The organism is Parasphingorhabdus sp., assembly GCF_036964675.1.
Lineage (GTDB): Bacteria > Pseudomonadota > Alphaproteobacteria > Sphingomonadales > Sphingomonadaceae > Parasphingorhabdus.
Genome location: NZ_JBALTF010000038.1, coordinates 1 through 25,925, shown reverse-complemented (window position 1 = coordinate 25,925; position 25,925 = coordinate 1). Strand labels below are relative to the sequence as shown.

Sequence of the window (25,925 nt, the reverse complement as noted above, 5' to 3'; positions counted from 1 at the left end):
GCCGGGCAAAGTCCTGGCCGGGGCGTCGAACAGCAAACGGTCGACAACATCGGCATAGCGGCCGGTGCTTGCCAATGTGGCTTTGTCTCTTACCCCGACGGCTTTCCAGATGGTCAGGCCGGTATTTTTCTTGACCAGCGCAATCCAGTCCGGCGTCTCGCTGCCATGAAACTGGAGAACGTCCGGTTTGACTTCGGCAATAGCCTTGCCGGTCAGTTTGGGGTCGGCATTGACCAGCAGCAGCACCGTCTTGATCCGGTCACCCGCATGGTCGCGCAGCTCAGCGGCGCGCTCCAACGAAACATGGCGCGGGCTCTTCTCGAAATGGACAAGGCCGATATGGGTCGCGCCAGCTTCGATAGCCGCGTCGATCGAGGCTTCGGTCGACAGGCCGCAGATTTTGATTTGGGTTTTGTTTTGCATAATTTTCTTCATTCATCCGTCACCCCAGCGAAGGCTGGGGCCTAAACCAATCTTCGATTGAACCGCAATATTGGGTTGGATGCCAGCCTGCGCTGGCATGACACGGACTTAAAGCGTCGCCTCGATCGCCCGCGCCGCCTCGCCGGGATTGTCCGCACCGGTAATCGGTCGTCCGATGACCAGCACGCTCGCACCATTGTTTCTGGCTTGCTGCGGTGTCACGGCCCGCTTCTGGTCGCCCATGGCGCCGCCCTTGGGGCGCAGGCCGGGGACGACGAAAAAGCCGTCTTTCCAGATTTTGTGCGCCGCTTCGACTTCGTTGCCGGAGCAGACGATGCCATCCAGTCCGGCCTCGCGGGCCAGTGCGGTCAGCCGCTCGACCTGGTCATGCGGCGATCCGCTATAGCCGATCCGGCCCATGTCGCGCTCGTCGAGCGAGGTCAGCAAGGTTACGCCGACAACCTTGGTATGTTCGTTCGCTGCGGCCTTGGCATCTTCCATCATCGCGCGTCCGCCAGAAGCATGGATCGTGACGATCGCGGGTTCCAGCACATTGATCGCCTGCATCGCCTTGGCGACGGTATTGGGAATGTCGTGCAGCTTGAGATCGAGAAAGATCGGCAGGCCGAGCTTGTGGATTTCGTGCACGCCGTGATGGCCGTGGGCGCAGAAAAATTCGAGTCCGAGTTTGAGGCCGCCGACATGGCCCTTGACCGACTGCGCAATCTCGATCGCGCGGTCGAGATCGGGCGTGTCGAGCGCGACGTATATCGGATTGCTCATGTGCTGGACGCTTTGCCGCTATCCACCGGTGCCACAGCCGGAGAGGCTTGTGCGGGTGGTGTCGGTGAGCGGCTTGCGGAAGGAGTCGGCACCGTTGCCGGGCGTGCGGCGTCTTCCAGCGTCTTGATCCGCCGCAGGAAGCGCCATTTGGAGCCTCGCAAAAGCAGCCATGCGGGCAGGAAGCCAATCAGGAAGGCACCGACGACAAAGGTTGAAACCCGGGCCTCGACAACCGCAGCGCCAAGATCCAGCGATGCTCGTGCCTCATTGGTCCACCAGAAAATGAAGGTCGCGACCAGCAGGAGAACCCAGAACAGGATTTTGATAAATTGCATGCTTCACCTTTTTTGCGTGTGACAGCTATCCTAGTCCCAAATCAGGCTGGTGGCCAGATGCCATATAATGGTACCGAAAACCGGCTTATTCGCCAAAGACCCGGGCGAAAATCGTGTCGACATGCTTGAAATGATAATCGAGGTTGAAGCGCTCTTCCAGTTCCGCGTCAGAGAGTTTGGCGCTGACATCGGGATCGGCCTTGAGCAGGTCGAGCAGGGCGATCTCGCCGTCCGATTCCCAGACTTTCATCGCGTTGCGCTGGACGATGCGATAGCTGTCCTCGCGGCTGATGCCGGCCTGGGTGAGGGCGAGCAGGACGCGCTGCGAGTGGACCAGGCCGCCCATGCGGTCGAGATTTTTCTGCATCCGTTCGGGATAGATCAGCAGCTTTTCGATCACGCCGGTCAGCCGCGCCAGCGAGAAGTCGAGGGTGATCGTTGCATCCGGTCCGATCATCCGTTCGACCGAACTGTGCGAAATATCGCGTTCGTGCCACAATGCGACATTTTCCATCGCTGGCAGGGCATAGCTGCGGACCATCCGGGCGAGGCCGGTCAGATTTTCGGTCAGGATCGGGTTGCGCTTGTGCGGCATTGCGCTCGAGCCCTTCTGGCCCGGCGAGAAATATTCTTCCGCTTCGAGCACTTCGGTGCGCTGCAAGTGGCGGACTTCGACGGCGAGTCGCTCGACCGACGAGGCGATGACGCCGAGCGTGGCGAAAAATTGTGCATGGCGGTCGCGCGGGATCACCTGGGTGGAGATCGGCTCGACGGTCAGGCCCAGTTTCTCGGCGACATGCTCCTCGACCTTCGGGTCGATATTGGCGAAGGTACCGACCGCGCCGGAAATCGCGCAGGTGGCAATTTCCTTGCGCGCGGCGACCAGCCGTTCGCGGTTGCGTTCAAATTCGGCATAGGCCTGGGCGAGTTTCAGACCAAAGGTCACCGGTTCGCCGTGAATGCCGTGGCTGCGGCCAATCGTCGGGGTGAACTTATGCTCATAGGCGCGCTTTTTGATCGCGGCGAGCAGGGCGTCGAGATCCGCAAGCAATATGTCCGAAGCGCGCGCCAGCTGCACCGCAAGACAGGTGTCGAGCACATCGCTCGAGGTCATGCCCTGATGCATGAACCGGGCTTCCTCGCCGACATTTTCCGCGACATTGGTCAGAAAAGCGATGACATCATGCTTTACCTCCAGTTCGATCTCGTCGATCCGCGCGACGTCAAATTTGCCCTTGGCCCAGATCGCTTCCGCCGCTGCCTTGGGCACGACGCCGAGTTCGGCGAGCGCGTCGGTGGCATGCGCTTCAATCTCGAACCAGATCTGGAATTTCGATTCAGGCTCCCAGATGGCAACCATTTCGGGGCGGGAATAGCGTGGAATCATGATTGGTCCTTGGACAAAGTGAATGATTACGGCAATGATGTACCTTGTTTTGCGGCTCCGCTAGCAGCTACGAAATGAGTCGGCAATGCAGCGGCGGAAACAGGGAGAATAAAATGCGTCTGGCTATACTCACCGGCGGCGGCGATGTCCCGGGCCTCAATCCCTGCATCCAGTCGATAGCGACTTCGGCCTGGCAGCGCGGCTGGGATGTGGTTGGCTTGCGCCGGGGCTGGGAAGGGGTGCTGGAAATTGACCCTGCCGATCCATGGTCGAACGAAAACAGTGTCATGATGCTCGACAAGGACCGGGTGCGCGGCATTGACCGGCAGGGCGGAACGATTTTGCACAGCTCCCGTTGCGACCCGCGCACGACCAAAGAGGGTGACCAGACACAAAAGGTGCTCGACATATTTGATGCGCTGAAGGTCGATGCCCTGATCACCATGGGCGGTGATGGCACGCTGCGTTTCTCGGCCCATCTGGCGAGCCTGGGCCGCAACGTGATTTCGATTCCCAAGACGATGGACAATGATGTCCATGGCACGGATTATTGTATCGGCTTCTCGACTGCCGTCACCCGCTCGGTGCAGGCGATCAACGCGCTGCGGACCACGGCGGCGAGCCATGAACGGATCGCGGTGATCGAATTGTTCGGGCGGCGGTCAGGAGAGACGGCGATGGTTTCCGGCTTCCTCTCGCAGGCCGACCGGACCGTGATCGCCGAAGTGCCTGCCGATATCGATGTGCTGCTGCCATTGCTGCTCAACGACAAGCAGGCCAATCCTGAATCCTACGCCATATGTGTCGTGTCAGAGGGTGCCCGGCTTTCCGGCGGGACCGACTATGCCGACGAACTCAACAAATCCAATACCAGCCGTGATGGCCTGAATATCGGCACGCAACTGGCGCGCGAAATCGAGGCGCGCTCGGACCAGAGAACCATCGTGCAGGAACTCGCCTATCTGATGCGCGCCGGAGAACCGGACGCGATGGACCGGATGGTCGGCTTTGCCTTTGGCGCGCTGGCGGTGCAACTGATCGAGCAGGACCGGATGGCCAATATGGTCTGTCTCACCGATGGCAATTACGGTACGGTGCCGATCGGAACCCTGCTGGAGGACAGCAAGGGGGTCAATGTCTCCGGCCTCTATGACGCCAACCTGTATCGCGCCAATCTGATCCAGGTCGAAGGCATGCCGATGTTCCTGTATTGACGGGCGTTATGGCTGATGGCTCAACTGGTCGCCGACAGGGACAGTGGCTCGCGATCCGCTAGATCAGTCCTTTCGACCGGAAGGAGGTGTGGCCGTCCTTGCCGATGATGACATGATCGTGAACCGTGATGCCGAGTGTGCGGCCGGCGGCGCAAATATCCTTGGTAATCGCTATATCCTGCCGGCTGGGCGTGCTGTCGCCGCTCGGGTGATTGTGTACCAATATGATTGCCGCAGACCCCAGAGCGAGCGGGCGCTTGATGACTTCTCGGGTATAGATGGCGGCCTGATCAATCGACCCTTCGCTGACCAGTTCATCGCGGATCAGCCGGTTCTTGCTGTCGAGATGCAAAACCCGCACCCGTTCATGGGCCAGATGCGCCATATCGGCCCGCAGATAGTCGAGCAAAGCCTGCCAGCTTGACAGGATCGGCTGGGTCCGCACCGGCTCGGAGATCAGGCGCAAGGCCGCGACCTGGACAATCTTGAGCGCGGCCACGCTGGTTTCGCCCATACCGGGGAAATTCCCCAGCGCATCGGCATCCGAAACCAGCAGACGCGAGAAACCGCCGAATTCCTCGATCAACTGCTTGGCCAGCGGCTTGGTGTCGCGGCGCGGAATGGCCAGCGCGAGCAGATATTCGACCAGTTCGTGATCGTGCAGTCCGTTGCCCTGACCGGTCAATATGCGGTGCCGAAGCCGGGCGCGATGACCGCTGCCGTGCCTGGGCAAGCCTGATTGCATGTCATGTCCTTTGGTCATGTGTCCCCTTATAATCGGAACAAAGCATGAACGTGGGTGATAAGCGGAAAACCGTCCGAAAATGTCCAATATCTATATTGGGTCTTAAAACGCGGCCACTTGGACACTTCTACATTGCAACTTAAGGCAGACTTCTCCATTTCAACCGCAATGGAAGAAGAAATCGCCAATGACCCCGTTGGTCGCCGTTCCCGGTTTCGACTGTATGGCGGGATATTGCTTGTTCTGATCCTGCTCGGACTGATCGCCCTGTGGGTCAGTCGAACGACACTGGCAGATAATGTCATCCAGTCCCAGCTTGACCAGATGGATGTTAGCGCCAGCTACGATATCGAGGATATCGGGCTTCGCAAACAGGTCATTCGCAATCTGGTGATCGGTGATCCGGAACGCCCCGACATGACCGCAGAGCTGGTCGAGGTTGGCAATAGCCTGAGCCTGGGCGGTGTCGGCATCAACTGGGTCCGGGCGAGCGGGGTCAAGCTGTTCGGTCGGCTGGAGAATGGCAAGCTCACTTTCGGGGAACTCGACAAGTTTACCGATCCGGAAGACGACAGTCCGCTGGCTCTGCCGGACATTTGGCTTGGTCTGAGCGATGCGAAGTTGCGGATCGACAGCGAATATGGCCTCATTGGAATGGCGCTCAATGGCAAAGGCGAGTTGCACGATGGTTTCAGCGGAGAAATTGCGGCGATCAGCCGGAATCTCGATGCTGGCGGTTGTGCCTTAAGCAAACCGAGCTTTTTCGGCAAAGTGGCGATTCGCCGCAAGAAACCGCATTTGCAAGGGCCGCTGCGGTTGCCGACCATCGCTTGCAGCAAAGTTGATCTGGCGGCTGAAGATGTTGCGGCGCAAGTCTCGGTTGATCTCGGCGAGGATCTGGCCAGCTGGTCCGGCAATATCGGTCTGCTCGGCGGACCGTTTCGCTATGCCGAATATTCAGGTCAGAAAATCGATGCCTCCCTGCAAACTGCCGGTGATTTCAAACAGAGCAAGGGCGATATCGATCTGACCGCTAGCGGGTTGCGGTCCCCCTATGGAAGCGCTGACAGTTCGCACATCAAGGGTCCGTTCGCGCTGGGCTATGGCGGTGCGGTGATGACGGCGAGTTTTGCCGGGCAGCCGGAAATTCGCGGCGTTCATGTGGACAAGAATCTGTTGCGGCAGGCCGGCAGCCTGTCTGCGTCGGTCGCCGGGACACCGGTCGGCCCGCTAGCAAACCGGTTCGCGAAAGCCGTTCAGCAGGCCGGAAAAGATTTCGATATAGCCAGCGACATAAAATTGTCAAAAAATGGCGGGCGGACAACGCTTTCGCTCAATGCGCTCGCCGCCCGCTCGCGTTCCGGCGCCACGGTCAGTCTCAGCGATCCCTTGCTGCTGGCCTTTACCGACAAGAATATCCGGATGCTGGCGGATGGAAATATCCGGCTGGCGGGCGGTGGTTTTCCGAGCGCCAAATTGTTGCTTGACGACGGCAGCCTGTCGCGCGGATTTTCCGGACGGCTTGAAATGGCCAATTATCAGGTCGGTTCGGCCCAGCTGAAGATTCCGGCACTGGCCTTCTCACCAACCCGTCAGGGCGGGACCAATATCGATGGACGGATCATCCTCACCGGACCGCTCGGGGACGGGCAGATTACCGGGCTGCAAGTGCCGGTCAGCGGAAATATTGGGCGCAATGGGGATTTCGCCCTGTTCCGCCAGTGTATCAACCTGCAATTCGCCAGCCTGCGCGCCGCTTCCTTGCACGCGGGTCCAACCAGCGCGCGACTATGTCCGCAGGGTGATGCGATCGTGTCTGGCAGCGGATCGGGTGTCTATGTTGCGGCCAATATGCCGTCGCTCAAATTGAATGGTGATGTTGGCGGCACGCCGCTGGCCATTTCGAGCGGCGCGCTGGGCTTTTCTCTGGCAAAAGGCCTGATCGCCCAAAATGTCGGAATCAAGCTTGGTGCTCCCGGCAACATGACGCGCCTCGACATGGCCGTGCTGAGCGCCGCTTTCGGAGACATGATCAACGGACGAATGGAAGGCGCTTCCGGGCAAGTGGCCAATGTACCGTTGCTGATGGAAAAGGTCGAAGGCAACTGGCGCTATGAAAATGGCGAATTTCTGGCCGATGCCAGTCTGCTGGTTCGTGACGAGCAACCGGTGGAACGGTTCCGGCCCTTGATCAGCAATGACGTCAAATTGCGTTTTGACGGCAATGATCTCACGGCGACGGGCTGGCTCCGCGAGCCGGAGACGCTGACCGCCATTGCCGCGATCGATATTGTCCACACTTTGAAAAACAGCGAAGGCAGGGCGCTGATCGACGTTCAGTCGCTGACGTTCAACGAACGGCTGCAGCCGGAACAGCTGACCCCGCTGACCCTCGGCGTGATCGCCAATGTCCAGGGAGAAATGTCGGGAACCGGCCGGATCAACTGGGATGCTTCCGAAAATGGTATCAAGAGTAGCGGGACGTTTCGCACCAACAGCATGAACCTGGCGGCGGCATTCGGCCCGGTGACCGGGCTGTCCGGCGAGATCAATTTTTCCGATCTGCTCGCGCTGGAAACCGGTCCGGGCCAGATCGTCAGCCTGTCCGAGGTCAATCCCGGCGTCGCCGTGTTCAACGGACAAATCCGCTATCGTTTGCTGCCGGACTTTAAAATGCAGATCGAAGGCGGCCAATGGCCGTTTGCGGGTGGCAAGCTTTATCTCGAGCCGACCATATTGGATCTCAGCGAAGAAGCCGAAAGGCGGCTGCAATTTACCGTCGAAGGGGTTGATGCCGCCCAGTTCCTGACCCAGTTTGATTTCGAGAATATGACCGCGACCGGGGTGTTTGATGGCAAGCTGCCAATGGTCTTTGATCAGGATGGCGGCCGGATTGTCGGCGGTTATCTGGTTGCGCGCGAAGGCGGCGGCACGCTCGCCTATGTCGGAGAGCTCACCTATGAAGATATGGGCACCATGGCCAATTTCGCCTTCAATGCGCTCAAATCGATCAAATATCGCAATCTGACTATCGGCATGAACGGCGACATTGCCGGTGAAATAATCACCGAGGTAAAATTCGACGGGTTGCAGCAAGGCGATGATGCGAGCCGCAATTTCATCACCAAGCAGCTTGCGCGCATCCCGATCCAGTTCAATGTCCGCATCCAGGCGCCGTTCATGCAATTGATGAGCAGTGCCAAATCCTATTATGAACCGGAAATATTGGTCGGGCAGAACCTGCCCGCACTATTGCGGGCGCAGGAGGCCCGGGCAAAGGCCGCCGTGAAGGTTCTCAAAGAAGATGAATAGTCCATTCAGCCGGGGGAAAGCGATGATGCTTTATCAGACAAGCCAATTGACGGATCGACCATATGGTGCGATTCGTCGCAATATGAGGAGTTTAACCACCGCCAGCCTGATTTTGGGAATATTGACAGGGCTTTCCGCCTGTGTGCAGATATCTGCACCGGACAAGCCGATTGTCATCAACCTCAATATCAATATCAAGCAGGAAGTGGTGTATCGCCTGGACGGTGATGCAAAGAACCTGATCAACGAAGAAGCGGATATTTTCTAATGTTTGAACATGTAAAGAAAAACAAGGCTTTGGCCGTCATTGGCGGACTGATCTTGACTGCGGTTGTCGCCGCGCCGGTTATGGCGCAGCGCGACCCCGCCTATGAGGCGGCGCGGTCATCGGGCGCCATTGGCGAGAAGCCGGATGGCTATCTTGGCTTTGTGACTTCGCCTTCTCCGGCGATCAAGTCGCTGGTCGATGACCTCAATATCAAGCGCAAAGCGGCCTATACCCGCAAGGCGCAGGAAACCAATTCGACGGTTGAGCAATTTGCTTTCACCTCGGGCTGCAACCTGATTATGCGCACGGTGCCGGGCGAGAAATATCAGGCGCCAAGCGGCAGCTGGAATACGCGGGACAGTTCCGATCCGGTGCGCGATTCGCGTTGCCTTTGAGTCAGGTCTCGGCAGAAAAACAAAAAAGGCGTATCGATTGATTCGATGCGCCCTTTTTTGTTTGAACGTTGCACAGCTCAAATGGACATCTGATCCCCTGTGATCGAAAATGATATTTGGAGCGGTTTGCTTGCGAAGCGACGCCGTTTTCTTGCCGGTTCCGGTTTAAACCCGCAAATAAAAACCAGGATCGACGCACCAATATATGACGAGTATGAGAGCCGAGGCGACGGGAAGCCCGAGGGATGATCATGCCGATGCCGACTCGCGGAGAAAATGCCTCTCGTCCGTCGTGATGACGAACGCAGCGTACGAAGCGTGGCCAATGTACTGGCGGTGCTTGCCGTCTTCCTGTTAAAGCACTGGCCAGCAACCTGTGGATTAGGAACGAAATTTGGATTGGGCATATTATTGGGATATTGCAAAACCTTATGCAGGATTGGTGATATTGGTTGCCTTATTCGCGGCATTTGTCGGTGAGCGGCGCCCGCCGGCAGTAACCGCGACGGTAGCGGCGGCACTGATGCTGGTTTTCGGTTTGCTCAGCAGCGATGATCTATTGTCTGTCTTTTCCAACCCCGCGCCCTTGACCATCGGGGCCATGTTCATTTTGTCCGGGGCTCTGGTGCGCACGGGCGTGATCGAAGCGCTGGCCGGATTTGCCGCTCGCAAGGCGGAGCACAGACCCTTCATGGCGATAGGCGGGTTTCTTGGCGGAACATTTGCTTCTTCGGCCTTTGTCAACAACACGCCGGTTGTCATCATCCTGATCCCGATCATGCGCAAAATCGCCAAAGTGTCAGGTATTGCAGTGAGCAAGCTGCTCATCCCGCTCTCTTATATATCGATTTTGGGCGGTAGCCTGACCTTGCTTGGCACATCGACCAATTTGCTGGTGGATGGTGTGGCACAGGAAAACGGGCAGGCAGCCTTTGGCCTGTTTGAAATAACCCTGGTCGGTCTGATCGCTGCGACAGCGGGGATCATCATGATCGCGATATTGGGTCCGTTGTTCCTGCCTAAACGCGATAGTGAAAGCCTGGCCGACCAATCCCCCGCTTCTCGATATCTGACCCATATCCGGATCATCGAGGATAGCGATTTTGTCGGCAAGAAAATTTCCGACATCAGTGGCTTTGCGCCCTCGGGCGTGACGATATTGGGGCGGCTTACCGGACAGGGGATCGACCGCTCGGAGTTTGCCGACCATGTCATCGAAGGCGGAGAGACATTGGTCGCTGCGGTGTCCCAGGAAGAATTGTTGTCGCTGACCGGAATTGACGGGCTTTCAGTGGGCTATGCCGGGGCCAAGCAGCCCGCCATTGAACTGACAGATGACCATATCCGCTTGGTCGAACTGGTCATCGGACCATCTCACCGGTCCGTAGGGAAATCATTACCCAGCCTGCCGTTCCTGGCAAGTATTCCAGCGCGGGTGCTAGGGCTATCAAGACCAGGCCATATCGCTGGTCCGACGCTGTCTGATGCCCGGATCAGGCATGGCGATAGTCTGTTGGTGCAGACCGATGATCGATCGTTAGGGATATTGCAGGACAATGCGGACCTTGTTCATTTGCAAGAGCCAGACTCACGGGCCTATCGTCGTCGCCGAGCGCCGGTGGCTATTCTCACGCTCGCGATCATCATCATCGCGGCGAGTTTGGGCGTGATGCCGATTGCCGCTCTGGCAATGCTGGGGGTTGCTGCGGTCCTGTTGACCAATTGTATCGACAGCGAAGAGGCGTGGTCGGCCATTGATGGCAATGTGCTGGTGCTGATTTTTTCGATGCTGGCGGTGGGGCAAGGGCTGCAAAACGCCGGCACGGTGCAGTTGATAATCGATACATTATTGCCTCTGCTCAAAATGATTTCGCCGCTTTGGCTGATCATCGCGGTTTATGCGCTGACGTCGCTGCTCACCGAAACCGCTACCAACAATGCGGTGGCCGTGATCATGACGCCGATCGTGATTGGTATCGCCGAGCAAACCGGCGTCGATGTCCGCAGCCTTCTGGTAACGGTTATGTTCGGCGCCTCGGCCAGCTTCGCGACACCGGTGGGCTATCAAACCAATACATTGGTCTATACGGCGGGAAATTACCGCTTTTCCGATTTTGTGCGGATCGGGTTGCCGCTTAATGTAGGCGTCGGTCTGGCGGCCTGCATGGGGATCTATTATGTATTTTAGTCGGCTCGATTTCGGAACCAGAGCCGATGTCAATATTTTTGAATGACCCATTTGCGCCGATAGCCGGCGATTAATTTTGCCGTCTGCGTCCGGCTTTCCCAAACGGGTCGCGCCTTGGCGGGTCGGCCTGCGGTATCTTTGGTTCTTTCTGGCGCTCTTCGGGGCGTTTAAAAGGGTCAAAAATGGCAGCGTGAGTTCGCCTTCACCGGCGATCAAGGCGTTGGTCGATGACCTCAATATCAAGCGCAAAGCGGCCTATACCCGCAAGGCGCAGGAAACCAATTCGACGGTCGAGCAATTTGCCTCCACCTCGGGCTGCGACCTGATCATGCGGACCTCTGCAGACGAAAAATATCAGACGCCAGGCGATAGCTGGAATTCGTCGCACAGTTCAGATCCTGTGCGCGATTCACGTTGCCCCTGAGTTAGTTCACAACGAAAATAGCGGAAGGCGCGCCAGCTAGACTGGTGCGCCTTTTTCTTTTTCAAGCGATCCGCTGACCAGATGGAGGTCGCGTTGCGGGAAGGGGATGGTGATGCCATATTTGGTCAGCGCCGTTTCGATTTCCCAGCAATAGGTCGCGTGGACCTTGCCTGGTTTCTTGGTCGCTTCGTCGGTCAGCCAGACGATCAGTTCAAAATCCAGACTGCTGTCGCCAAAACCGACCAGCCAGACATCGGGCTTGCGGTTCTTGAAGCCTTTCAGGGTAAATTCGACATTGTCCGCCGCTTCCAATATCGCCTTCTTGACCAGATCCTTGTCGGTTCCATAAGCCACGCCAACCGGCACGTGCATGCGGCGCTTGGCTTCCCGCAAGGTCCAGTTGATCACACGCTTGTTGATGAATTCCGAATTGGGAACCAGCATGTCGATATTGTCATTGGTTGTGATCAGCGTGCTGCGGACATTGATCTCCCGCACTTCGCCGGTGATACCGCTCTCGAGATCGACAAAATCCCCGACCTTGAGCGTTTTTTCGAGAATGATGATGATGCCGGCGACGAAATTGGAGAAAATCGACTGCAGACCAAAGCCGATGCCGACACCCAGTGCGCCGGTAAATACGGCAAATGCGGTCAGATCGATGCCAACCATATTGAGCGCGATGAAAATGGCGACGCCGATCATCAATATGCGGATCAACTGACCGAACAGCCCGCGGACCGAGGGGGTCATCCGTTCGGACTTGCTCAGCCGCGTTTCAATGAGGCGGGAGAAAAATGAAGCCCCCCAAACAAGCGCAACCGCGATCACCAGCACCTTGAAAATATCGAGCAGGGAGAGATCTTCGCCCAACGGGATCGTCAGGCTGTCGATAAATTCGATCGTCGGTGTAAAAAGACGCACCACCGCCAGCAGCGCGCCGATTATCGTCAGCGTGATTGTCGTCCAGCGCCAGAGCGGATCGCTGTTGGTCAGGGCGAAGGTGCGAATGATCAGCGTCGCGACGAGCGCAGCGCCGACCATCCGCATATAGTCTACCGGAATACCGCGTCCGACGAAGCCCGAGATGATAAGCCAGATAATCGCCGAAGCAATTAACGGAAAGACAAGCGTGCCCGAGACGGCTTCATATTTTCCGCCGCGAAAACTTTCCGCCAGATCGGCAAAGAAGCCGCCGGTTGCGGCCTTCAAGATGCGGGTAAATATAAAGCCGAGCACCAGCGCGACAACGATACCGCCCAGCTGCAGCCAGATCGTTCCCGATAGCAGCTCGGCTTGCATGCGCAGAAAAAACGAGGAAAAAAACGTGCTTATGTCGCGGAACCCGGCACCGATGTCCTGAATCGAGGGGACGTCGGTAATGTCCGGTATGGTGTTCGTCGCGGCCAGAATATTCACGATCATATCTCTATATCCATTTCAGACGCCGGAGCACGTAAACCTCGGTGACCATCAGGATCGTCATGATGGCGCAGGTAATCCAGAAGGCCACATTGCTGTTCACTCCCGGCATGCCGCCGACATTGATGCCGAGCAGCCCGGTCAGAAAACTGAGCGGCAGAAAAATGGCGGCGACGATCGACAGGGCATACATGGTCCGGTTCATCGATTCGGCCATTTTGTTGGCCAGTTCATCCAGTACTACAATCGCCCGGTCGCGCGCCGCATCCAGATCTTCCAGATAGCGCAGCGTCCGGTCGGCCGTTTCCCGCAACCCCATGCGCTGGCTCGGATTGAGCCAGTCCGGTGCGTCATATTGCAAATTGGCGAGCGCCTCTCTTTGTGGGGACAGATAGCGACGCAGCGCAACTGTATCCTGACGCGATTCGGCGATCTTCGAACGCAATCTGGTGGGCTGTTCGGTATCAACCTGGGCCTCCAATGCGTCTAGCCGGTCTTCCAGCTGGATAATGACATCATTGATCTTGAGCGACAGTCGTTCGGAAAGGGCGACAAATAAATCAGGTGTCGTCTCGGCACCATGACCGCCGTCGATGATATCCGACAATATATCGCGCGGTGTCATCATCCTCTCGTAGCGCACCGTTACAATCCGCTTTGGTTCTACCCACATGCGCAGGGCGACCATATCTTCCGGTTCGGCGCCTTCATTCAGATTGATGCCGCGCAGGATGACAAGAAGTCCATCGTCGACCCGCAGACTTCGCGGTCGGGACTCTTTTGCCAGCAAGGCACCAACGACCGAGGCAGGGATACCGGATTTATTGCGTAACCACGATTCAGCCCGTTCAGAAACATTATCCAGATGGAGCCAGAGCGGCGTGGTTTCAGGGGCGGTCGCCTCGACTTCTGCCCAGCCGCAAAGCCGTCCACCGCCCTTGCCATCCAAGATGCACCCGAACAACAGCCCGTCTTCCGGTTCGATGTCATGAACACGGGATTTTGTCACGGGTGCGTCAGTCATTGGGTGCTCCTGCTTGCGGTTCGTCCGTCTTATTTCCCATCAGGCGGGCGCTGCGAACTCATTTCTCCTGCGGCAATGGCCGTCGCGTGATGCTGGCGCCAGCTTTGCGCCTCGATGAATATCCGTTTGACCTGCGGGAACTGGCTTTTGATCGTCTTTTCAAAATGGGTAATCGCCTGTTCCACTTTATCGGCGGTCAAACCGTCATCAAAATCTACGCTGGCGGCAAGCAATATATCTTCCGGACCCATATGCATGGTCAATATTTCGTTCAGCCCGGTGATCCGTTTGTCATCGGAAACCACGGCACGAATCCCGGCGACCACTTCCGGGGAAGCGCCTTCGCCGATCAGCAGGCCCTTGCTTTCATAGGCCAGCAGCACCGCGACGAACGCCAGCACGACACCAATGCAAATCGAAGCAATGCCGTCGAGTATCGGCATATTGAAATATTGCGAGGCAAATATACCGATAAAGGCGATGATCAATCCCATCATCGCAGCGCTGTCTTCGAACAGGATCGTGAAAACCGTCGGGTCCTTGGAGTTGCGGACGGCCGCATACCAGGTCTGGTTTCCCCTGGTGCGCCGGAATTCCCGAAAGGCTACCCACCAGGCAGCCCCTTCGAACACCATCGCCAAAGACAGCACAGCATAAGACCATATCGGCGATTCCACCGGATGCGGATTGTACAGGCTTTGCACGCCTTCGTAGATGGAAATGCCGGCACCGACGGCGAAGATCAATATTGCGACCACGAAGGTCCAGAAATATAATTCCATGCCATAGCCGAAAGGATGTTTTTCGTCGGGTGGCCGCACGGCGCGTTTCAAGCCAAACAGCATCAAAAGCTGGTTGCCGCTATCGACAACCGAGTGCACGCCTTCGCTAAACATTGCAGAGCTGCCGGTGACGGAGGCAGCGACAAATTTGGAAACAGCGATCAGACTGTTGCCCGCCAATGCCGCGTAAATAACCGTCTTTGAACCTGAAGCCATAAAAACGCGGTCCCCTTGCCGCGCAGAGATTACCTTTCACGACAATCTGCCGGGCGTCAAGAATGCGGGCCGCGATTCAAGGCGTCCTGCCGACCCTAGCCACCAAACTCGCCATGGCGACCCCTGCCATTTGCAAAGGCGGTGGCGCCGGCCCGTGTCTCGCCCGATTTTATGGTCTCCAACCCCAATTGGGTTTCATGTCTGATTGCGTCCAGTTCAGCGAGATCCCATTGGTCAAACATCGATCGGCGGTCGCTTCGCAAGCAGCGCTGCGGAAATGCGGCAATATCAGCGGCCAGTTTTTTGGCTTCAGCCAAGGCCTGACCATCGGGTACCACCCGGTTGGCCAGACCAAATGACAGCGCTTCGTCCGCCTTGACCTCGCGGCCGGTCAATATCATGTCCGCCGCGCGTGACTGGCCGATGAGACGCGGCAGCCTGATCGTTCCAAGATCAATTAGCGGCACCCCCCAACGGCGACAGAAGACCCCGAAAGCGGCGGATTGCGCGGCCACTCTGAGATCGCACCACAATGCCAGTTCCAGGCCACCGGCGACTGCATAGCCTTCAACCGCCGCGATGACCGGCTTTGAAAGCCGCAGTCGGCTGGGGCCCATCGGAGCCATCTCGCCATCGACCAGCACCGCATTGCCTCTGCCTTCGGACACCCCTTTCAGGTCAGCGCCAGCGCAGAAATTGCCATTTGCTCCGGTCAATATGGCGACGTGCAGACTGTCATCCTTATCAAAATCCCTGAACGCGTCATAAAGGGCTTTCGCCGTGTCGCCGTCGACCGCATTTCTGCGTTCCGGCCTGTCTATCGTTACGGTCAGAATATTGTCGGTGCGGTCTGTCTGGAGGGTCACGGGACGGTCCTTTGTTTTGAGCGTTTTCCAAATTGACAGTCGACGGCCGCCAGAACAAGCAGAACTTTCATCCTGCGCCTGTTGGCAAAGCAGACCCATATTGCTGTTGATCCCGCGCCAATCTGCGCCACTTCTTTTGATACGGATTGTCAACAATAGCCGGTTTCGCTGATGCGTTTACTGCACAAATCCTTCGTCGAACCCAACACATTTTCCGCGTTGCAGCATTGCTGTTGACTTGGGCACGCGGCTTTCCTAAACGGACCGCGCCTTGGCGGGTCGGCCTGCTGTTATCTATGGCTCTTTTCGGCGCTCTTCGGGGCATTTAAAGGGGTGGTAATGGCAGCAAGCGAATCTGATCGGGATCCCCTCGAAGAGGATGTGCGGGTTTCATCGCTGGAAGAGCGACTGGAAACGGCACAGAATAGAGAGAGGATCAAAGCGGGGCACCGAAACAAAGGGCCAGACGAAAGTCAGCGGCTCGGCGCAAGGGTGCTAAGCTATTTGATTGGAGGCGTGGCTGCTGGTTTCTTCCTTGGGTGGCTTTTTGACACCTGGTTGGGAACAAAACCATTGTTCCTGTTGCTGTTCTTCTTCCTCGGAACGGGAGTGGCGTTCAGGAAAATTTACGTGATTTCGAGCCAACCGGTGGATGACATCGGGACGGCGCTAGCAGATGATGACGATTGACTATCAGGGGTTAGATTAGTGGCTACAGACGGCAAGATTGATCCTATGCACCAGTTTGAAGTGCTGCCCATTTTTGATGGCTTCACTTTATTCGGTCAACAGATCAGCTTTACTAACAGCGCGCTATGGATGTTCATCGTCCTTGGGCTTCTTTATGTGTTCATGATGGGCGGAATGAAGCGGGAACTGGTTCCCGGTCGCTGGCAGGTCATGGTCGAAGGCGTTGTCGGCTTTGTCGATAATATCATCGCCACCAGCATTGGCCCGCAAGGCAAGAAATATACGCCCTGGGTGTTCACATTGTTCATGTTCATCCTGTTTTCCAATCTGCTCGGCATGATGCCCTTCGGGATCATCCCCGGCATCCATCCCTTCACCGTCACCAGCCAGTTCACCGTCACCGGTCTGCTGGCAGCGATCAGCTTCTCGATCGTATTGATCGTCGGTTTCTGGAAACATGGCTTCAAGTTTTTCAGCCTGTTCATCCCGCATGGCACGCCAGTCGTGATGATCCCGTTGATCTTCATGGTCGAGCTATTGTCCTTCCTCGTCCGTCCGTTCAGCCTGGCGCTGCGGCTGTTCGTTGCGATGATCGCCGGCCATATCCTGATCAAGGTGTTCGCCAATTTCGTCATTCAGGCGATTGATGCAGGCGGCGCCAGTTGGGGTATCGCATTGCTCAGCATCATCTTCATCGCCTTTGTTAGCGCGCTGGAATTGCTGGTTTGCGCCATTCAGGCCTATGTTTTCGCTCTTCTCACATCCTTGTACATCAACGATGCGGAAAATCTTCACTAAGTCACTTTCAATCCCTAGTTTTACAATACGGAGTTAAAAAATGGATCTCTCTTCTGCACAAGTTATCGGCGCTGGCCTGGCTGCAATCGGCGTAGGTGCCGCTGCTACCGGTGTTGGTAATGTTTTCGGTTCCTTCCTTGAAGGCGCTTTGCGTAACCCATCTGCGGCTGACGGCCAGCAGGGACGTCTGTTCATCGGCTTTGCTGCTGCTGAATTGCTCGGCCTGATCGCTTTCGCTGTTGCCATGATCATCCTTTACGCACCGCCAGCCGTTGCTGAAGCAGAAGTCGTTGCAGTTGAAGCTGTAGCGGTCGATGCGCCAGCAGCAGTAGAAGCACCGGCAACCGCACCAGCAGAATAATCTACTGCGTGCGTTGGTCTTGCCCAGCTCGGCCAAATTATCGGTTTTGCGTCTTGAATTTACAGGTGAATAATGCCTCAAATTAGTCAGCTCTTGGAAGTCTATGGTAGCCAGTTTTTCTGGTTGCTGATCGTCATTGGCATCATTTATTTTGGCATTGCCAGAAACATGGTGCCGAAGATCAGCAAGACCGTTGATGACCGTCAAAAACGGATTACCGACGATCTTGCGGCCGCACAGGGCGCGCAAGACAGGGCTGAGCAGATCGAGACCGATTATCGCACCAGTATCAACGATGCGCGGGCCGATGCGTTGGGCAATGTCAACGACGCCAAAGCCAAGGCAGCCAAAAAGAACGAGGCTGCGGTCAAGCGGGCGGATGCTGCCATCGCCAAGAAGGCCGATGAAGCCGACGCCGAGTTGAGAGCGGCAAAAACCGCCGCTCTCAAGGAAATCGAAGCTGTGGCAGCCGAAGCCGCTCAGGCGATTGTCGCGACGGTTTCCGGTACCAAGGTTTCGGCAGCCGATGCAAAGAAGGCGGTCAAGGCCGCTTTCTGAGCGCCTGCTGAAGGAGATAGACGATGCTATTGACGATTTTGGCAGAAGGCGCGGAAGCAAGCGCACTCGGATTGAACGCGACCGGATGGGTCGCCGTGGGGATGCTGATCGTATTCGGCATCATGCTATGGGCAAAAGTCCCCAAGATCATTGGCGGGATGCTGGACAAGCAGATCGCCGAGATCAAGAAGACCCTCGACGAAGCCGCCAATCTCCGCAAGGAAGCCGAGGCTCTGAAGGCCGAATATGAAGCCAAGACCGCTGGCGCACAGGCAGAAGCCGAAGCGCTGATGGAAAATGCTGAAAAAGAGGCTGCGACCCTGGTCAAGCAGGCAGAAGTCGACAGCAAGGCACTGATCGCCCGCCGGAAGAAAATGGCGGAAGACAAGATCGGCGCAGCGGAACGCTCTGCTATCGCAGCGGTTCGGGCCAAGGCCGCATCAGCAGCAACCCAGGCAGCAGAAGCATTGATTGCGGCGCGCCATGATGCCGCTGCCGACAAGTCTTTGGTCGACAAAGCGATTGGCGACATTGGCAAGGCGCTGAATTAATTTGCTCCTCTCCCCTTGAGGGAGAGGAAGCCAAAGCCTTGGCAATTTATTGCCTTAGGAGCAGTCGGTGAGGGGTTTTCCCCTCTCGACACTCGAACCCCTCACCGAGTTTCGCTAGTCAGTCCTTCGACAAGCTCAGGACTGACTAGCTATACTTGCCTCTCCCTGCGGGAGATGATGTAATTGCTCTGGCAATGCATCTAGCCCTCACTTAAACAAAACCCATGTCCAAGGCCGACCGCCCCGATCAACCCAATGCCGCTTCCCGTTTCAACGAGGATAAAGCGACCTATGCGGTGCGTGGGGAGGGCGATACGCCTGATCTCGAGGCCGGCATGGCGGCGATCCGTGAGGTATTGAATACGCTGCCGACACGGCCGGGCGTCTACCGGATGCAGGACAAGCGCGGTGACGTGCTCTATGTAGGCAAGGCGCGGTCGCTGAAGAGCCGGGTTGGCGCCTATGTCCAGATGAACCGCCTGCCGCACCGGCTGATGCGGATGGTCGCCCAAACCCGCTCGATGACCATTGTCACGACCGGCAGCGAGGCCGAAGCCTTGCTGCTCGAGGCGCAGCTGATCAAGAAATTCCGGCCTGCTTACAATGTCTTGCTGCGCGATGATAAGAGCTTCCCTTTCATCCTGCTGCGCGACGATTCTGATTTTCCGCGGATTACCAAGCATCGCGGCGCGCAGCGGACCAAGGGGCAATATTTCGGTCCCTTTGCCAGCGCCGGATCGGTCAACCGGACGATCAACGCCTTGCAGAAGCTGTTCCTGCTGCGCTCCTGCACCGACAGTTTTTTCAACAACCGGTCGCGGCCCTGTCTGCTCTATCAAATCAAGCGTTGCTCGGCGCCGTGCGTCGACCGGATTGGCAAGGAGGATTATGCCGAGCTGGTCGAGGACGCGCGCGATTTTCTGTCGGGCAAGTCGACCGCCGTGCAGCACAAGCTGGGTGACGCGATGGCAAAGGCCGCCGACGGTCTCGATTTCGAAATGGCCGCGATCTATCGCGACCGGCTGAAGGCGCTGACCTTCATCCAGGGCAGTCAGGCGATCAATGCGGCGGGCTTGCCGGACGCCGATATTTTTGCGCTGGCGGCCAAGGGCTCGACCGTCTGCATTCAGGCATTTTTCATTCGCGGCGGCCAGAATTGGGGTCACCGCAGCTTCTTCCCGGCGCATACCACCAATGTCGCAATCGAGGAGGTTTTCTCCAGCTTCCTGATGCAATTTTACGACCAGATGCCGCCGCCCAAGCTGGTGTTGCTCGACCGGGAATTGCCCGATGCCGAACTGCTGGCCGAGGCGCTCAGCACGAAGGCCGACTATAAGGTCAGCGTTTCCAAGCCGCAGCGCGGCGATCGCCGCAAGCTGCTGACCCAGGCCAGCCGCAACGCCGAAGAAGCGCTCGACCGGCGGCTGGCGGAAACCTCCACCCAGGCCCGGATCATGCGCGAAATGGTCGATCTGCTGGAACTGGATGCGGTGCCTGATCGCATCGAGATTTATGACAATAGTCATATTCAGGGCACGAATATGGTCGGCGGCATGGTCGTCGCCGGACCGGAAGGTTTCCGCAAGAACGCCTATCGCAAATTCAATATCAAAAATCCCGACATCGCACCCGGCGACGATTTCGCGATGATGCGCGAAGTGCTCGAGCGGCGCTTTGCCCGCGCGCAAAAGGAAGACCCGGATCGCGAGAGAGGCGAGTGGCCCGATCTGGTGCTGATTGATGGCGGCAAGGGCCAGATGAGCGCGGCACGGGGGGCGCTGGCCGAAATCGGTGTCGAGGATGTGGTGATGATCGGGGTTTCGAAAGGGCCGGACCGAAATGCCGGGCGCGAAACCTTCCATCTGCCCGATGGTCGCCAGATCAACCTGCCGATGAACAGCCCGGTGCTCTTCTATCTCCAGCGGCTGCGCGACGAAGCCCACCGCTTTGCGATTGGCGCACACCGGACCAGACGGGCAAAGTCGGTAGGGCATAGTTCTCTGGATGACGTGCCGGGCATCGGGCCATCCCGGAAAAAGGCGCTGCTGCTGCATTTCGGAACGGCGCGAGCGGTGAAAAACGCCTCGCTCGACGATCTGCAGGGTGCGCCGGGCGTATCGGCGACGGTGGCGCAGAAAATCTATGATTTCTTCCATGGATAATGGAGTTTCTTGCCACAATCGAGATGCCATGATATTATTGGGGCCATGAACGAGCAACGGAAGACTGATGCTGTAAAGGCCACGATCACGGGCGAAAAACCGGATGCTGGATATGATGCCTGGTTCCGCACAAAAGTAAAAAAATCGATGGACGACACGGACAAGGGTGCCAGAGTTTATCCAGCGAAAGAAGTATGGAATGCACTTGGCCTAGATGATTGAATTTTCATCAGGCGCACGCAGAGACCTTAAAGACATATTCGACTGGATCGCGAAAGACAGTCCTGCAACAGCCCTTCGGATCATTGCCCGACTTCGACAAAATATCGAGATTCTGGCCGACTTTCCACAGTTGGGAAAGGTTGGCAGAATTGAAAATACGTTCGAGTTGTCAGTCAGCGGACTGCCTTATGTAGTGGTCTATCGTCTCGGGTTTGGCGGAATAGCGGATCATATTCTGATCGAAGCGATATTGCATAATAGTCGAAATTATCCATCGGTAGAATGATTTGCCCAACCTCCGCACCTCCGCGATCATCTGTTCGGTCAAGTCGCATGGCGAGCATGGCGCGGTCGTCCGTTCGCTAACCCCGGAAAATGGCTTGGTCACGGGCTATGTGCGGGGTGCGCATTCACGGACGATGCGGCCGGTGCTGATCCCTTCAAATATCGTGCAGGCCGATTATCGGGCCCGGACCGAGGATCAGCTGGCGTCGATGACGGCGGAATTGCATCAGAGCCGGGGACCGTTTCTCGGCGAACCGCTGGCCAGCGCGGCGCTGGACTGGGTGACCGCCCTGACTGCGGCGGTGTTGCCGGAAGAGCAAAGCTATCCGCCGCTCCATTCGGCTTTGTCCGCCCTGCTCGACGCCATTTGCGGCGCTCCGTCCGCCAAGGGCTGGGCGGTGGCCCTGGTGCGCTATGAGCTGCTGCTACTCTCGGAACTGGGCTTTGGGCTGGCGCTGGACAAATGCGCGGTGACCGGGTCTGAGGAGGGTCTGGTCTATATCAGCCCGAAGAGCGCAATGGCGGTCAGCGCGGCAGCCGGAACCCTCTACAAGGATCGTCTGTTGCCGCTGCCGGCCTTTCTCAAAGAACCGGTTACGCCGGAATGGGATGATATATTTGACGGCCTGCGCGTCACCGGATTTTTCCTCAAGCGCCATTTTTTCGAAGATCGCCGCCGGGACGTGATGGCGGCGCGCACGGTTTTGGTCGATCGCCTGAAAAGGGTGGTTGCGTAACGCGTCAAGGCGCGGCAGGAACGGCGCGCTTACAAGAAGGAAATTTCATGCATATTGCGGTGCTCGCCGGCGACGGCATTGGTCAGGAAATCATGGTCGAGGCGCTGCGCGTGCTGGAGGTCCTTGATCTGCCCGATCTGCAATTGAGCCACGCCGATGTCGGCGGTGTTGCCTATCGCAACCATGGCCATCCGCTGCCACCGGAAACGGTGGCACTGGCGAAGTCTGCCGATGCGGTTCTGTTCGGCGCGGTCGGCGATCCGTCCTGCGACAATCTGGAACGCCATTTGCGCCCCGAACAGGCGGTGCTGGGTCTGCGCAAGGAAATGCAGACATTTGCCAATTTGCGGCCGGCCAAAATGTTTCCCGGTATGGAGGATGCGTCCGGCCTCAAGCCGGAAATCGCGCGCACGATTGATGTTGTGATCGTCCGCGAACTGAATGGCGATGTCTATTTTGGCGAAAAGGGCATGCGCACAACCGCCGATGGCCTGCGCGAGGGCTATGACGTCATGTCCTATGACGAGAGCGAAGTCCGGCGCATCGCCCATGTCGCGTTCAGGACCGCGATGGTGCGTGGCAAGCGGCTCTGTTCGGTCGACAAGGCCAATGTGCTGGAAACATCGCAATTGTGGCGCGACGTGATGATCGAGACGTTGGCCGAATATCCCGAAGTCGAGCTCAGCCACATGTATGTCGACAATGCGGCGATGCAGCTGGTGCGCAATCCGGGCCAGTTTGACGTGGTCGTAACCGGCAATCTGTTCGGCGACATACTCTCCGACCAGGCGAGTATGTGCGTCGGCTCGATCGGCCTGCTGGCGTCCGCCTCGCTGGGCGAAGGCACCAAGGGTCTCTACGAACCGATCCATGGCAGCGCTCCGGATATTGCCGGGCAAGGGGTTGCCAATCCTTCCGCCATGATATTATCCGCCGCGATGATGTTGCGGCACAGCTTCGCCATGGAAGCAGCAGCCAGCCGGATCGAAGCGGCGGTGGCCGCCGTGCTTGCTCAGGGCGTGCTCGGCCATGATCTGGGCGGCAAGGCTTCGACCACGGAAATCGGCGACGCTATTGTCGCGCAACTGACGGGCGGCTAAGACAGCATCATGAAAAGAAATACCGGCCAAGACCGCAATATCACCAAGAACTGGCGTCCTGCGACCCAGGCGATCCGCAGCGGCACGATGCGCAGCGAATTTGGCGAGACATCCGAAGCCTTGTTCCTGACATCGGGCTATAGCTATGACTGCGCCGAGGATGCTGCTGCGCGCTTTGCCGGCGAGCAGGAGGGCATGACCTACAGCCGTCTGCAAAATCCGACGGTGCAGATGCTGGAAGAACGGATTGCGATCATGGAAGGCGCCGACGCTTGCCGCGCCACGGCGTCGGGCATGGCGGCGATGACCGCAGCCTTGCTCTGCCAGTTGCAGGCGGGTGACCATGTCGTCGCCAGTCGCGCCCTGTTCGGATCCTGCCGCTGGCTGACCGATAGTCTGCTGCCAAAATTCGGCATCGACACGACCGTGGTCGACGGCCGCGAGATGGACAATTGGGAACGGGCGATCACGCCGAAGACCAAGGTTTTCTTCTTTGAAACCCCGGCCAACCCGACGATGGATGTGATCGACATCCGCAGCGTCTGCGATCTGGCGCGGGCCAAGGGCATCACCAGCGTGGTCGACAATGCGTTCGCCACCAATGTGCTGCAACGGCCGATGGAATATGGCGCCGACGTGGTTGCCTATAGCGCCACCAAGATGATGGACGGGCAGGGCGTGTGCTGGCCGGTGCGGTCTGTGGCAGCGAAGAATTTATCGAGGAAACCCTGCTCGCCTTCACCCGCAACACCGGCCCGACATTGAGCGCGTTCAATGCCTGGGTTGTGCTCAAGGGGCTGGAGACGCTCGACCTGCGCATTCGCCGGCAGAGCAATAATGCGCTCGAAGTGGGCAAGTTTTTGGAGCAGCGGGTAGAGAGGATCCTGCACCCCGGTCTGCCCAGTCACCCGCAGCACAATCTCGCGATGAGCCAGATGGAGGCCACCGGGCCGATCTTCTCGCTCTATGTCGGTGGCGGGCGCAAGCAGGCGCATGGCTTACTCAACGCATTGAAATTGATCGATATTTCGAACAATATCGGCGACAGTCGTTCGCTCATGTGTCATCCGTCCTCGACCACCCATCACGGGCTGGGCGAGGAAGCCAGGCTGGAGATCGGGATCACCGAAGACATGCTGCGGATCAATGTCGGTCTCGAAGATCCGATCGATTTGATCCAGGATCTGGATCAGGCCCTTTCGTCGGTGGGGCTTTAACTCTATACCATGTCCATGGAATCATTCTTCCCGTTCGCTGAAACCACCGATGGCGTCACCGTGCGCGTCACCGTGACCTTCTTGCCCGAACAATCGGATATTGATAGCCACCGCTGGTTCTGGGCCTATCATATACGGATCGAGAATCATCGCGACACGCCAGTGCAGCTGTTGACGCGGCACTGGCGGATCAATGATCAGCATGGTGGTCTGCAAATGGTCGACGGCGACGGGGTGGTTGGTGAACAGCCGATCATCCAGCCGGGCAAATCCCATGATTATGTCTCGGGCTGCCCGCTCAATACACCCAGCGGTTCGATGGAAGGCTATTTTGGTATGGTTGGCAGCACACCGCCGGTCTTTGAAGTCCGCATTCCCCATTTCCCTCTGACCGAACCGACTGTCGAGCAATGAAACGCACCCATTTGCCGTTGAACGGGCTGCGTGTGCTTGATGCTGCCGCACGGCACCTGAGCTTCACCAAGGCGGCCGATGAACTGGCGGTGACCCCCGCTGCGGTCGGGCAGCAAATTCGGGCGCTGGAAGACATGCTCGGCGTGGTTATGTTCCGCCGCACCCCCAAAGGTCTCGAGCTGACCGACGAAGCGTCGGCAGGGCTGGATGCGCTGCGCTCCGGTTTTCTGCAATTTGAGGAAGCCGTCCGGGCGATGCAATCGGGTCAGTCTTCGCACAAGCTGACCATTGCGGCTCCACGCGATTTTACCCAGAAATGGCTCAACGAGAGACTGTCCAGCTTTTCCGCCGACCATCCGGACACCAGTTTCGCGCTGGTCGCCGCAGATGACGAAATTGATTTTACCGAAGCCAATCTCGACGTGGCAATCTGGCTCGGCGACGGGCCGGGTAAACATGAAGGCAAGATGCTCGGCGATACCGTGTTCGTGAAGGTCGCTGCTCCCGGTCTCGACGGTGGCAACAAGATTGACTGGCCGGGCTGTCCGATTTCCGAAGGCGAGGAAACCCTGATGCGGGTCGCCGATGGCGGGCTGGCTATCGAAGCGGCGGCCAATGGTTTCGGCTATGCCTGGGTACCGAAGATGCTGGTCCAGCGCGATCTGGCGGCTGGCCGGGTCGAGCTCATCGGCGAGGACAGCGTGTCGTCGCGCGGTTACTGGCTGATGGCACCGCTGCCACAGTGGCGGCAGCAGAAGGTGAAGGCGCTGGTCGAGGCTCTCGCCAGCGCATAGCGTCATTGCGCTTGGGTCCTGTGCGGGCCAAGCTGGCCGTTTTCGCTATTGCTCTGCCAGCAAGTTCACCAGGCGCGTTGTCAGGGCTAGCAGCTCGCTCTCCTGCAGCGATATGTCGCCATCGTTCCAGTTGACCGAAATAGCATAGCTTTTCCCCGTTCTGGACCGCAGCAGGAAATTGAAGGACAGCACCCCGGGTTCCGATCCGCCCTTATAGCCAAAATAGCTCCATTTCCCTGCCGCATCCTGACC

The 25,925-nt window shown here is 57.7% G+C and carries 26 protein-coding genes and 3 pseudogenes; 19 read left to right on the top strand and 10 right to left on the bottom strand.

Annotated features, from left to right (window positions below; translation table 11 throughout):
• The 4 genes from V7665_RS08370 to purB form a co-directional block, all read right to left on the bottom strand.
• Positions 1-423 (bottom strand): phosphoribosylanthranilate isomerase (locus V7665_RS08370; protein WP_335664076.1); only part of this gene is annotated, 423 nt, incomplete at its 3' end.
• Between the two features lie 108 nt (positions 424-531).
• On the bottom strand, positions 532-1,206 hold the full coding sequence (gene pyrF, locus V7665_RS08365) for an orotidine-5'-phosphate decarboxylase (RefSeq protein WP_335664075.1): 675 nt from the start codon (positions 1,204-1,206) through the stop codon (positions 532-534).
• Positions 1,203-1,541 (bottom strand): hypothetical protein, encoded by a 339-nt coding sequence (locus V7665_RS08360; RefSeq protein WP_335664074.1) that lies wholly within the window; start codon positions 1,539-1,541, stop codon positions 1,203-1,205. The genes pyrF and V7665_RS08360 overlap by 4 nt, the downstream gene beginning before the upstream one ends.
• Before the next feature lie 85 nt (positions 1,542-1,626).
• Complete coding sequence (purB, locus tag V7665_RS08355) at positions 1,627-2,928, bottom strand: adenylosuccinate lyase (protein WP_335664073.1); 1,302 nt, start codon at positions 2,926-2,928, stop codon at positions 1,627-1,629.
• Between the two features lie 113 nt (positions 2,929-3,041).
• On the opposite strand from purB, the gene V7665_RS08350 reads away from it, so the two are divergent.
• The gene (locus V7665_RS08350) at positions 3,042-4,142 is read left to right on the top strand and encodes a 6-phosphofructokinase (protein ID WP_335664072.1); all 1,101 of its coding nucleotides are present in this window, start codon (positions 3,042-3,044) and stop codon (positions 4,140-4,142) included.
• Positions 4,143-4,200: 58 nt separating this feature from the next.
• Here the strand turns inward: V7665_RS08350 and radC are convergent, their stop codons facing one another.
• The gene (gene radC, locus V7665_RS08345) at positions 4,201-4,905 is read right to left on the bottom strand and encodes a RadC family protein (RefSeq protein WP_335664071.1); all 705 of its coding nucleotides are present in this window, start codon (positions 4,903-4,905) and stop codon (positions 4,201-4,203) included.
• 114 nt (positions 4,906-5,019) lie between these two features.
• Here radC and V7665_RS08340 point away from each other — a divergent pair, with 114 nt between their 5' ends.
• From V7665_RS08340 to V7665_RS08320, 5 genes are all read left to right on the top strand, one after another.
• Entirely contained in the window at positions 5,020-8,199 is a 3,180-nt protein-coding gene (locus V7665_RS08340; protein ID WP_335664070.1) for a YdbH domain-containing protein, read from the top strand.
• Positions 8,200-8,221: 22 nt separating this feature from the next.
• The gene (locus tag V7665_RS08335; protein WP_335664069.1) at positions 8,222-8,467 is read left to right on the top strand and encodes a YnbE family lipoprotein; all 246 of its coding nucleotides are present in this window, start codon (positions 8,222-8,224) and stop codon (positions 8,465-8,467) included.
• Entirely contained in the window at positions 8,467-8,862 is a 396-nt protein-coding gene (locus V7665_RS08330) for a YdbL family protein (protein WP_442955199.1), read from the top strand. Before V7665_RS08335 ends, V7665_RS08330 begins: the two co-directional genes overlap by 1 nt.
• Before the next feature lie 394 nt (positions 8,863-9,256).
• A complete protein-coding gene (locus tag V7665_RS08325; RefSeq protein WP_335664068.1) occupies positions 9,257-11,050 on the top strand; it encodes an SLC13 family permease in 1,794 nt (597 codons plus the stop codon).
• A 190-nt stretch (positions 11,051-11,240) separates the two neighbouring features.
• Positions 11,241-11,474, top strand: coding sequence for a DUF1318 domain-containing protein (locus V7665_RS08320; protein WP_335664067.1), 234 nt, complete (start codon positions 11,241-11,243; stop codon positions 11,472-11,474).
• Positions 11,475-11,510: 36 nt separating this feature from the next.
• Here V7665_RS08320 and V7665_RS08315 read toward each other — a convergent pair whose 3' ends face one another.
• The 4 genes from V7665_RS08315 to V7665_RS08300 form a co-directional block, all read right to left on the bottom strand.
• Positions 11,511-12,899, bottom strand: a complete 1,389-nt coding sequence (locus V7665_RS08315) for a mechanosensitive ion channel family protein (protein WP_335664066.1) — start codon at positions 12,897-12,899, stop codon at positions 11,511-11,513.
• A gap of 4 nt (positions 12,900-12,903) precedes the next feature.
• Positions 12,904-13,920 (bottom strand): zinc transporter ZntB, encoded by a 1,017-nt coding sequence (locus V7665_RS08310; protein ID WP_335664065.1) that lies wholly within the window; start codon positions 13,918-13,920, stop codon positions 12,904-12,906.
• A 29-nt stretch (positions 13,921-13,949) separates the two neighbouring features.
• Positions 13,950-14,918: a cation diffusion facilitator family transporter gene (locus V7665_RS08305; protein WP_335664064.1), complete on the bottom strand. Its 969-nt coding sequence runs from the start codon at positions 14,916-14,918 to the stop codon at positions 13,950-13,952.
• A gap of 95 nt (positions 14,919-15,013) precedes the next feature.
• A complete protein-coding gene (locus V7665_RS08300; protein ID WP_335664063.1) occupies positions 15,014-15,784 on the bottom strand; it encodes a crotonase/enoyl-CoA hydratase family protein in 771 nt (256 codons plus the stop codon).
• Positions 15,785-16,123: 339 nt separating this feature from the next.
• On the opposite strand from V7665_RS08300, the gene V7665_RS08295 reads away from it, so the two are divergent.
• The 13 genes and pseudogenes from V7665_RS08295 (at position 16,124) to V7665_RS08235 (ending at position 25,673) form a co-directional block, all read left to right on the top strand.
• On the top strand, positions 16,124-16,474 hold the full coding sequence (locus tag V7665_RS08295) for an AtpZ/AtpI family protein (RefSeq protein WP_335664062.1): 351 nt from the start codon (positions 16,124-16,126) through the stop codon (positions 16,472-16,474).
• Positions 16,475-16,519: 45 nt separating this feature from the next.
• Positions 16,520-17,272, top strand: a complete 753-nt coding sequence (locus V7665_RS08290; RefSeq protein WP_335664078.1) for a F0F1 ATP synthase subunit A — start codon at positions 16,520-16,522, stop codon at positions 17,270-17,272.
• Positions 17,273-17,312: 40 nt separating this feature from the next.
• Positions 17,313-17,531, top strand: a pseudogene (locus V7665_RS08285) (F0F1 ATP synthase subunit C); the annotation flags it as partial.
• A 174-nt stretch (positions 17,532-17,705) separates the two neighbouring features.
• Complete coding sequence (locus V7665_RS08280; RefSeq protein WP_335664061.1) at positions 17,706-18,191, top strand: F0F1 ATP synthase subunit B family protein; 486 nt, start codon at positions 17,706-17,708, stop codon at positions 18,189-18,191.
• A 23-nt stretch (positions 18,192-18,214) separates the two neighbouring features.
• A complete protein-coding gene (locus tag V7665_RS08275; RefSeq protein WP_335664060.1) occupies positions 18,215-18,742 on the top strand; it encodes a F0F1 ATP synthase subunit B family protein in 528 nt (175 codons plus the stop codon).
• Positions 18,743-18,966: 224 nt separating this feature from the next.
• Entirely contained in the window at positions 18,967-20,904 is a 1,938-nt protein-coding gene (uvrC, locus tag V7665_RS08270) for an excinuclease ABC subunit UvrC (RefSeq protein WP_335664059.1), read from the top strand.
• 45 nt (positions 20,905-20,949) lie between these two features.
• Entirely contained in the window at positions 20,950-21,126 is a 177-nt protein-coding gene (locus V7665_RS08265; RefSeq protein ID WP_335664058.1) for a hypothetical protein, read from the top strand.
• Positions 21,119-21,412 carry a type II toxin-antitoxin system RelE/ParE family toxin gene (locus tag V7665_RS08260; protein ID WP_335664057.1) on the top strand — a complete coding sequence of 98 codons (294 nt, stop codon included), beginning with the start codon at positions 21,119-21,121 and terminating at the stop codon, positions 21,410-21,412. The genes V7665_RS08265 and V7665_RS08260 overlap by 8 nt, the downstream gene beginning before the upstream one ends.
• 1 nt (position 21,413) lies before the next feature.
• Positions 21,414-22,148: a DNA repair protein RecO gene (recO, locus tag V7665_RS08255; RefSeq protein ID WP_335664056.1), complete on the top strand. Its 735-nt coding sequence runs from the start codon at positions 21,414-21,416 to the stop codon at positions 22,146-22,148.
• Between the two features lie 47 nt (positions 22,149-22,195).
• Positions 22,196-23,248, top strand: a complete 1,053-nt coding sequence (gene leuB, locus V7665_RS08250) for a 3-isopropylmalate dehydrogenase (protein ID WP_335664055.1) — start codon at positions 22,196-22,198, stop codon at positions 23,246-23,248.
• A 9-nt stretch (positions 23,249-23,257) separates the two neighbouring features.
• Positions 23,258-24,465, top strand: a pseudogene (locus V7665_RS08245) (trans-sulfuration enzyme family protein).
• A gap of 15 nt (positions 24,466-24,480) precedes the next feature.
• A complete protein-coding gene (gene apaG, locus V7665_RS08240; protein WP_335664077.1) occupies positions 24,481-24,879 on the top strand; it encodes a Co2+/Mg2+ efflux protein ApaG in 399 nt (132 codons plus the stop codon).
• Entirely contained in the window at positions 24,876-25,673 is a 798-nt protein-coding gene (locus V7665_RS08235; protein ID WP_335664054.1) for a LysR family transcriptional regulator, read from the top strand. Before apaG ends, V7665_RS08235 begins: the two co-directional genes overlap by 4 nt.
• A gap of 45 nt (positions 25,674-25,718) precedes the next feature.
• Here V7665_RS08235 and V7665_RS08230 read toward each other — a convergent pair.
• Positions 25,719-25,925 (bottom strand): annotated as a pseudogene (locus V7665_RS08230) (serine hydrolase); the annotation flags it as partial.

Coding starts and splice junctions, on each gene's coding strand:
- V7665_RS08295 (WP_335664062.1), top strand. CDS start 16,124: ATGGCAGCAAGCGAATCTGATCGGGATCCCCTCGAAGAGGATGTGCGG.
- V7665_RS08280 (WP_335664061.1), top strand. CDS start 17,706: ATGCCTCAAATTAGTCAGCTCTTGGAAGTCTATGGTAGCCAGTTTTTC.
- V7665_RS08265 (WP_335664058.1), top strand. CDS start 20,950: ATGAACGAGCAACGGAAGACTGATGCTGTAAAGGCCACGATCACGGGC.
- V7665_RS08360 (WP_335664074.1), bottom strand. CDS start 1,541: ATGCAATTTATCAAAATCCTGTTCTGGGTTCTCCTGCTGGTCGCGACC.
- radC (WP_335664071.1), bottom strand. CDS start 4,905: ATGACCAAAGGACATGACATGCAATCAGGCTTGCCCAGGCACGGCAGC.
- purB (WP_335664073.1), bottom strand. CDS start 2,928: ATGATTCCACGCTATTCCCGCCCCGAAATGGTTGCCATCTGGGAGCCT.
- V7665_RS08315 (WP_335664066.1), bottom strand. CDS start 12,899: ATGATCGTGAATATTCTGGCCGCGACGAACACCATACCGGACATTACC.
- V7665_RS08335 (WP_335664069.1), top strand. CDS start 8,222: ATGATGCTTTATCAGACAAGCCAATTGACGGATCGACCATATGGTGCG.
- V7665_RS08305 (WP_335664064.1), bottom strand. CDS start 14,918: ATGGCTTCAGGTTCAAAGACGGTTATTTACGCGGCATTGGCGGGCAAC.
- uvrC (WP_335664059.1), top strand. CDS start 18,967: ATGTCCAAGGCCGACCGCCCCGATCAACCCAATGCCGCTTCCCGTTTC.
- V7665_RS08260 (WP_335664057.1), top strand. CDS start 21,119: ATGATTGAATTTTCATCAGGCGCACGCAGAGACCTTAAAGACATATTC.
- V7665_RS08290 (WP_335664078.1), top strand. CDS start 16,520: ATGCACCAGTTTGAAGTGCTGCCCATTTTTGATGGCTTCACTTTATTC.
- apaG (WP_335664077.1), top strand. CDS start 24,481: ATGGAATCATTCTTCCCGTTCGCTGAAACCACCGATGGCGTCACCGTG.
- V7665_RS08235 (WP_335664054.1), top strand. CDS start 24,876: ATGAAACGCACCCATTTGCCGTTGAACGGGCTGCGTGTGCTTGATGCT.
- V7665_RS08275 (WP_335664060.1), top strand. CDS start 18,215: ATGCTATTGACGATTTTGGCAGAAGGCGCGGAAGCAAGCGCACTCGGA.
- V7665_RS08330 (WP_442955199.1), top strand. CDS start 8,467: ATGTTTGAACATGTAAAGAAAAACAAGGCTTTGGCCGTCATTGGCGGA.
- V7665_RS08310 (WP_335664065.1), bottom strand. CDS start 13,920: ATGACTGACGCACCCGTGACAAAATCCCGTGTTCATGACATCGAACCG.
- leuB (WP_335664055.1), top strand. CDS start 22,196: ATGCATATTGCGGTGCTCGCCGGCGACGGCATTGGTCAGGAAATCATG.
- V7665_RS08350 (WP_335664072.1), top strand. CDS start 3,042: ATGCGTCTGGCTATACTCACCGGCGGCGGCGATGTCCCGGGCCTCAAT.
- pyrF (WP_335664075.1), bottom strand. CDS start 1,206: ATGAGCAATCCGATATACGTCGCGCTCGACACGCCCGATCTCGACCGC.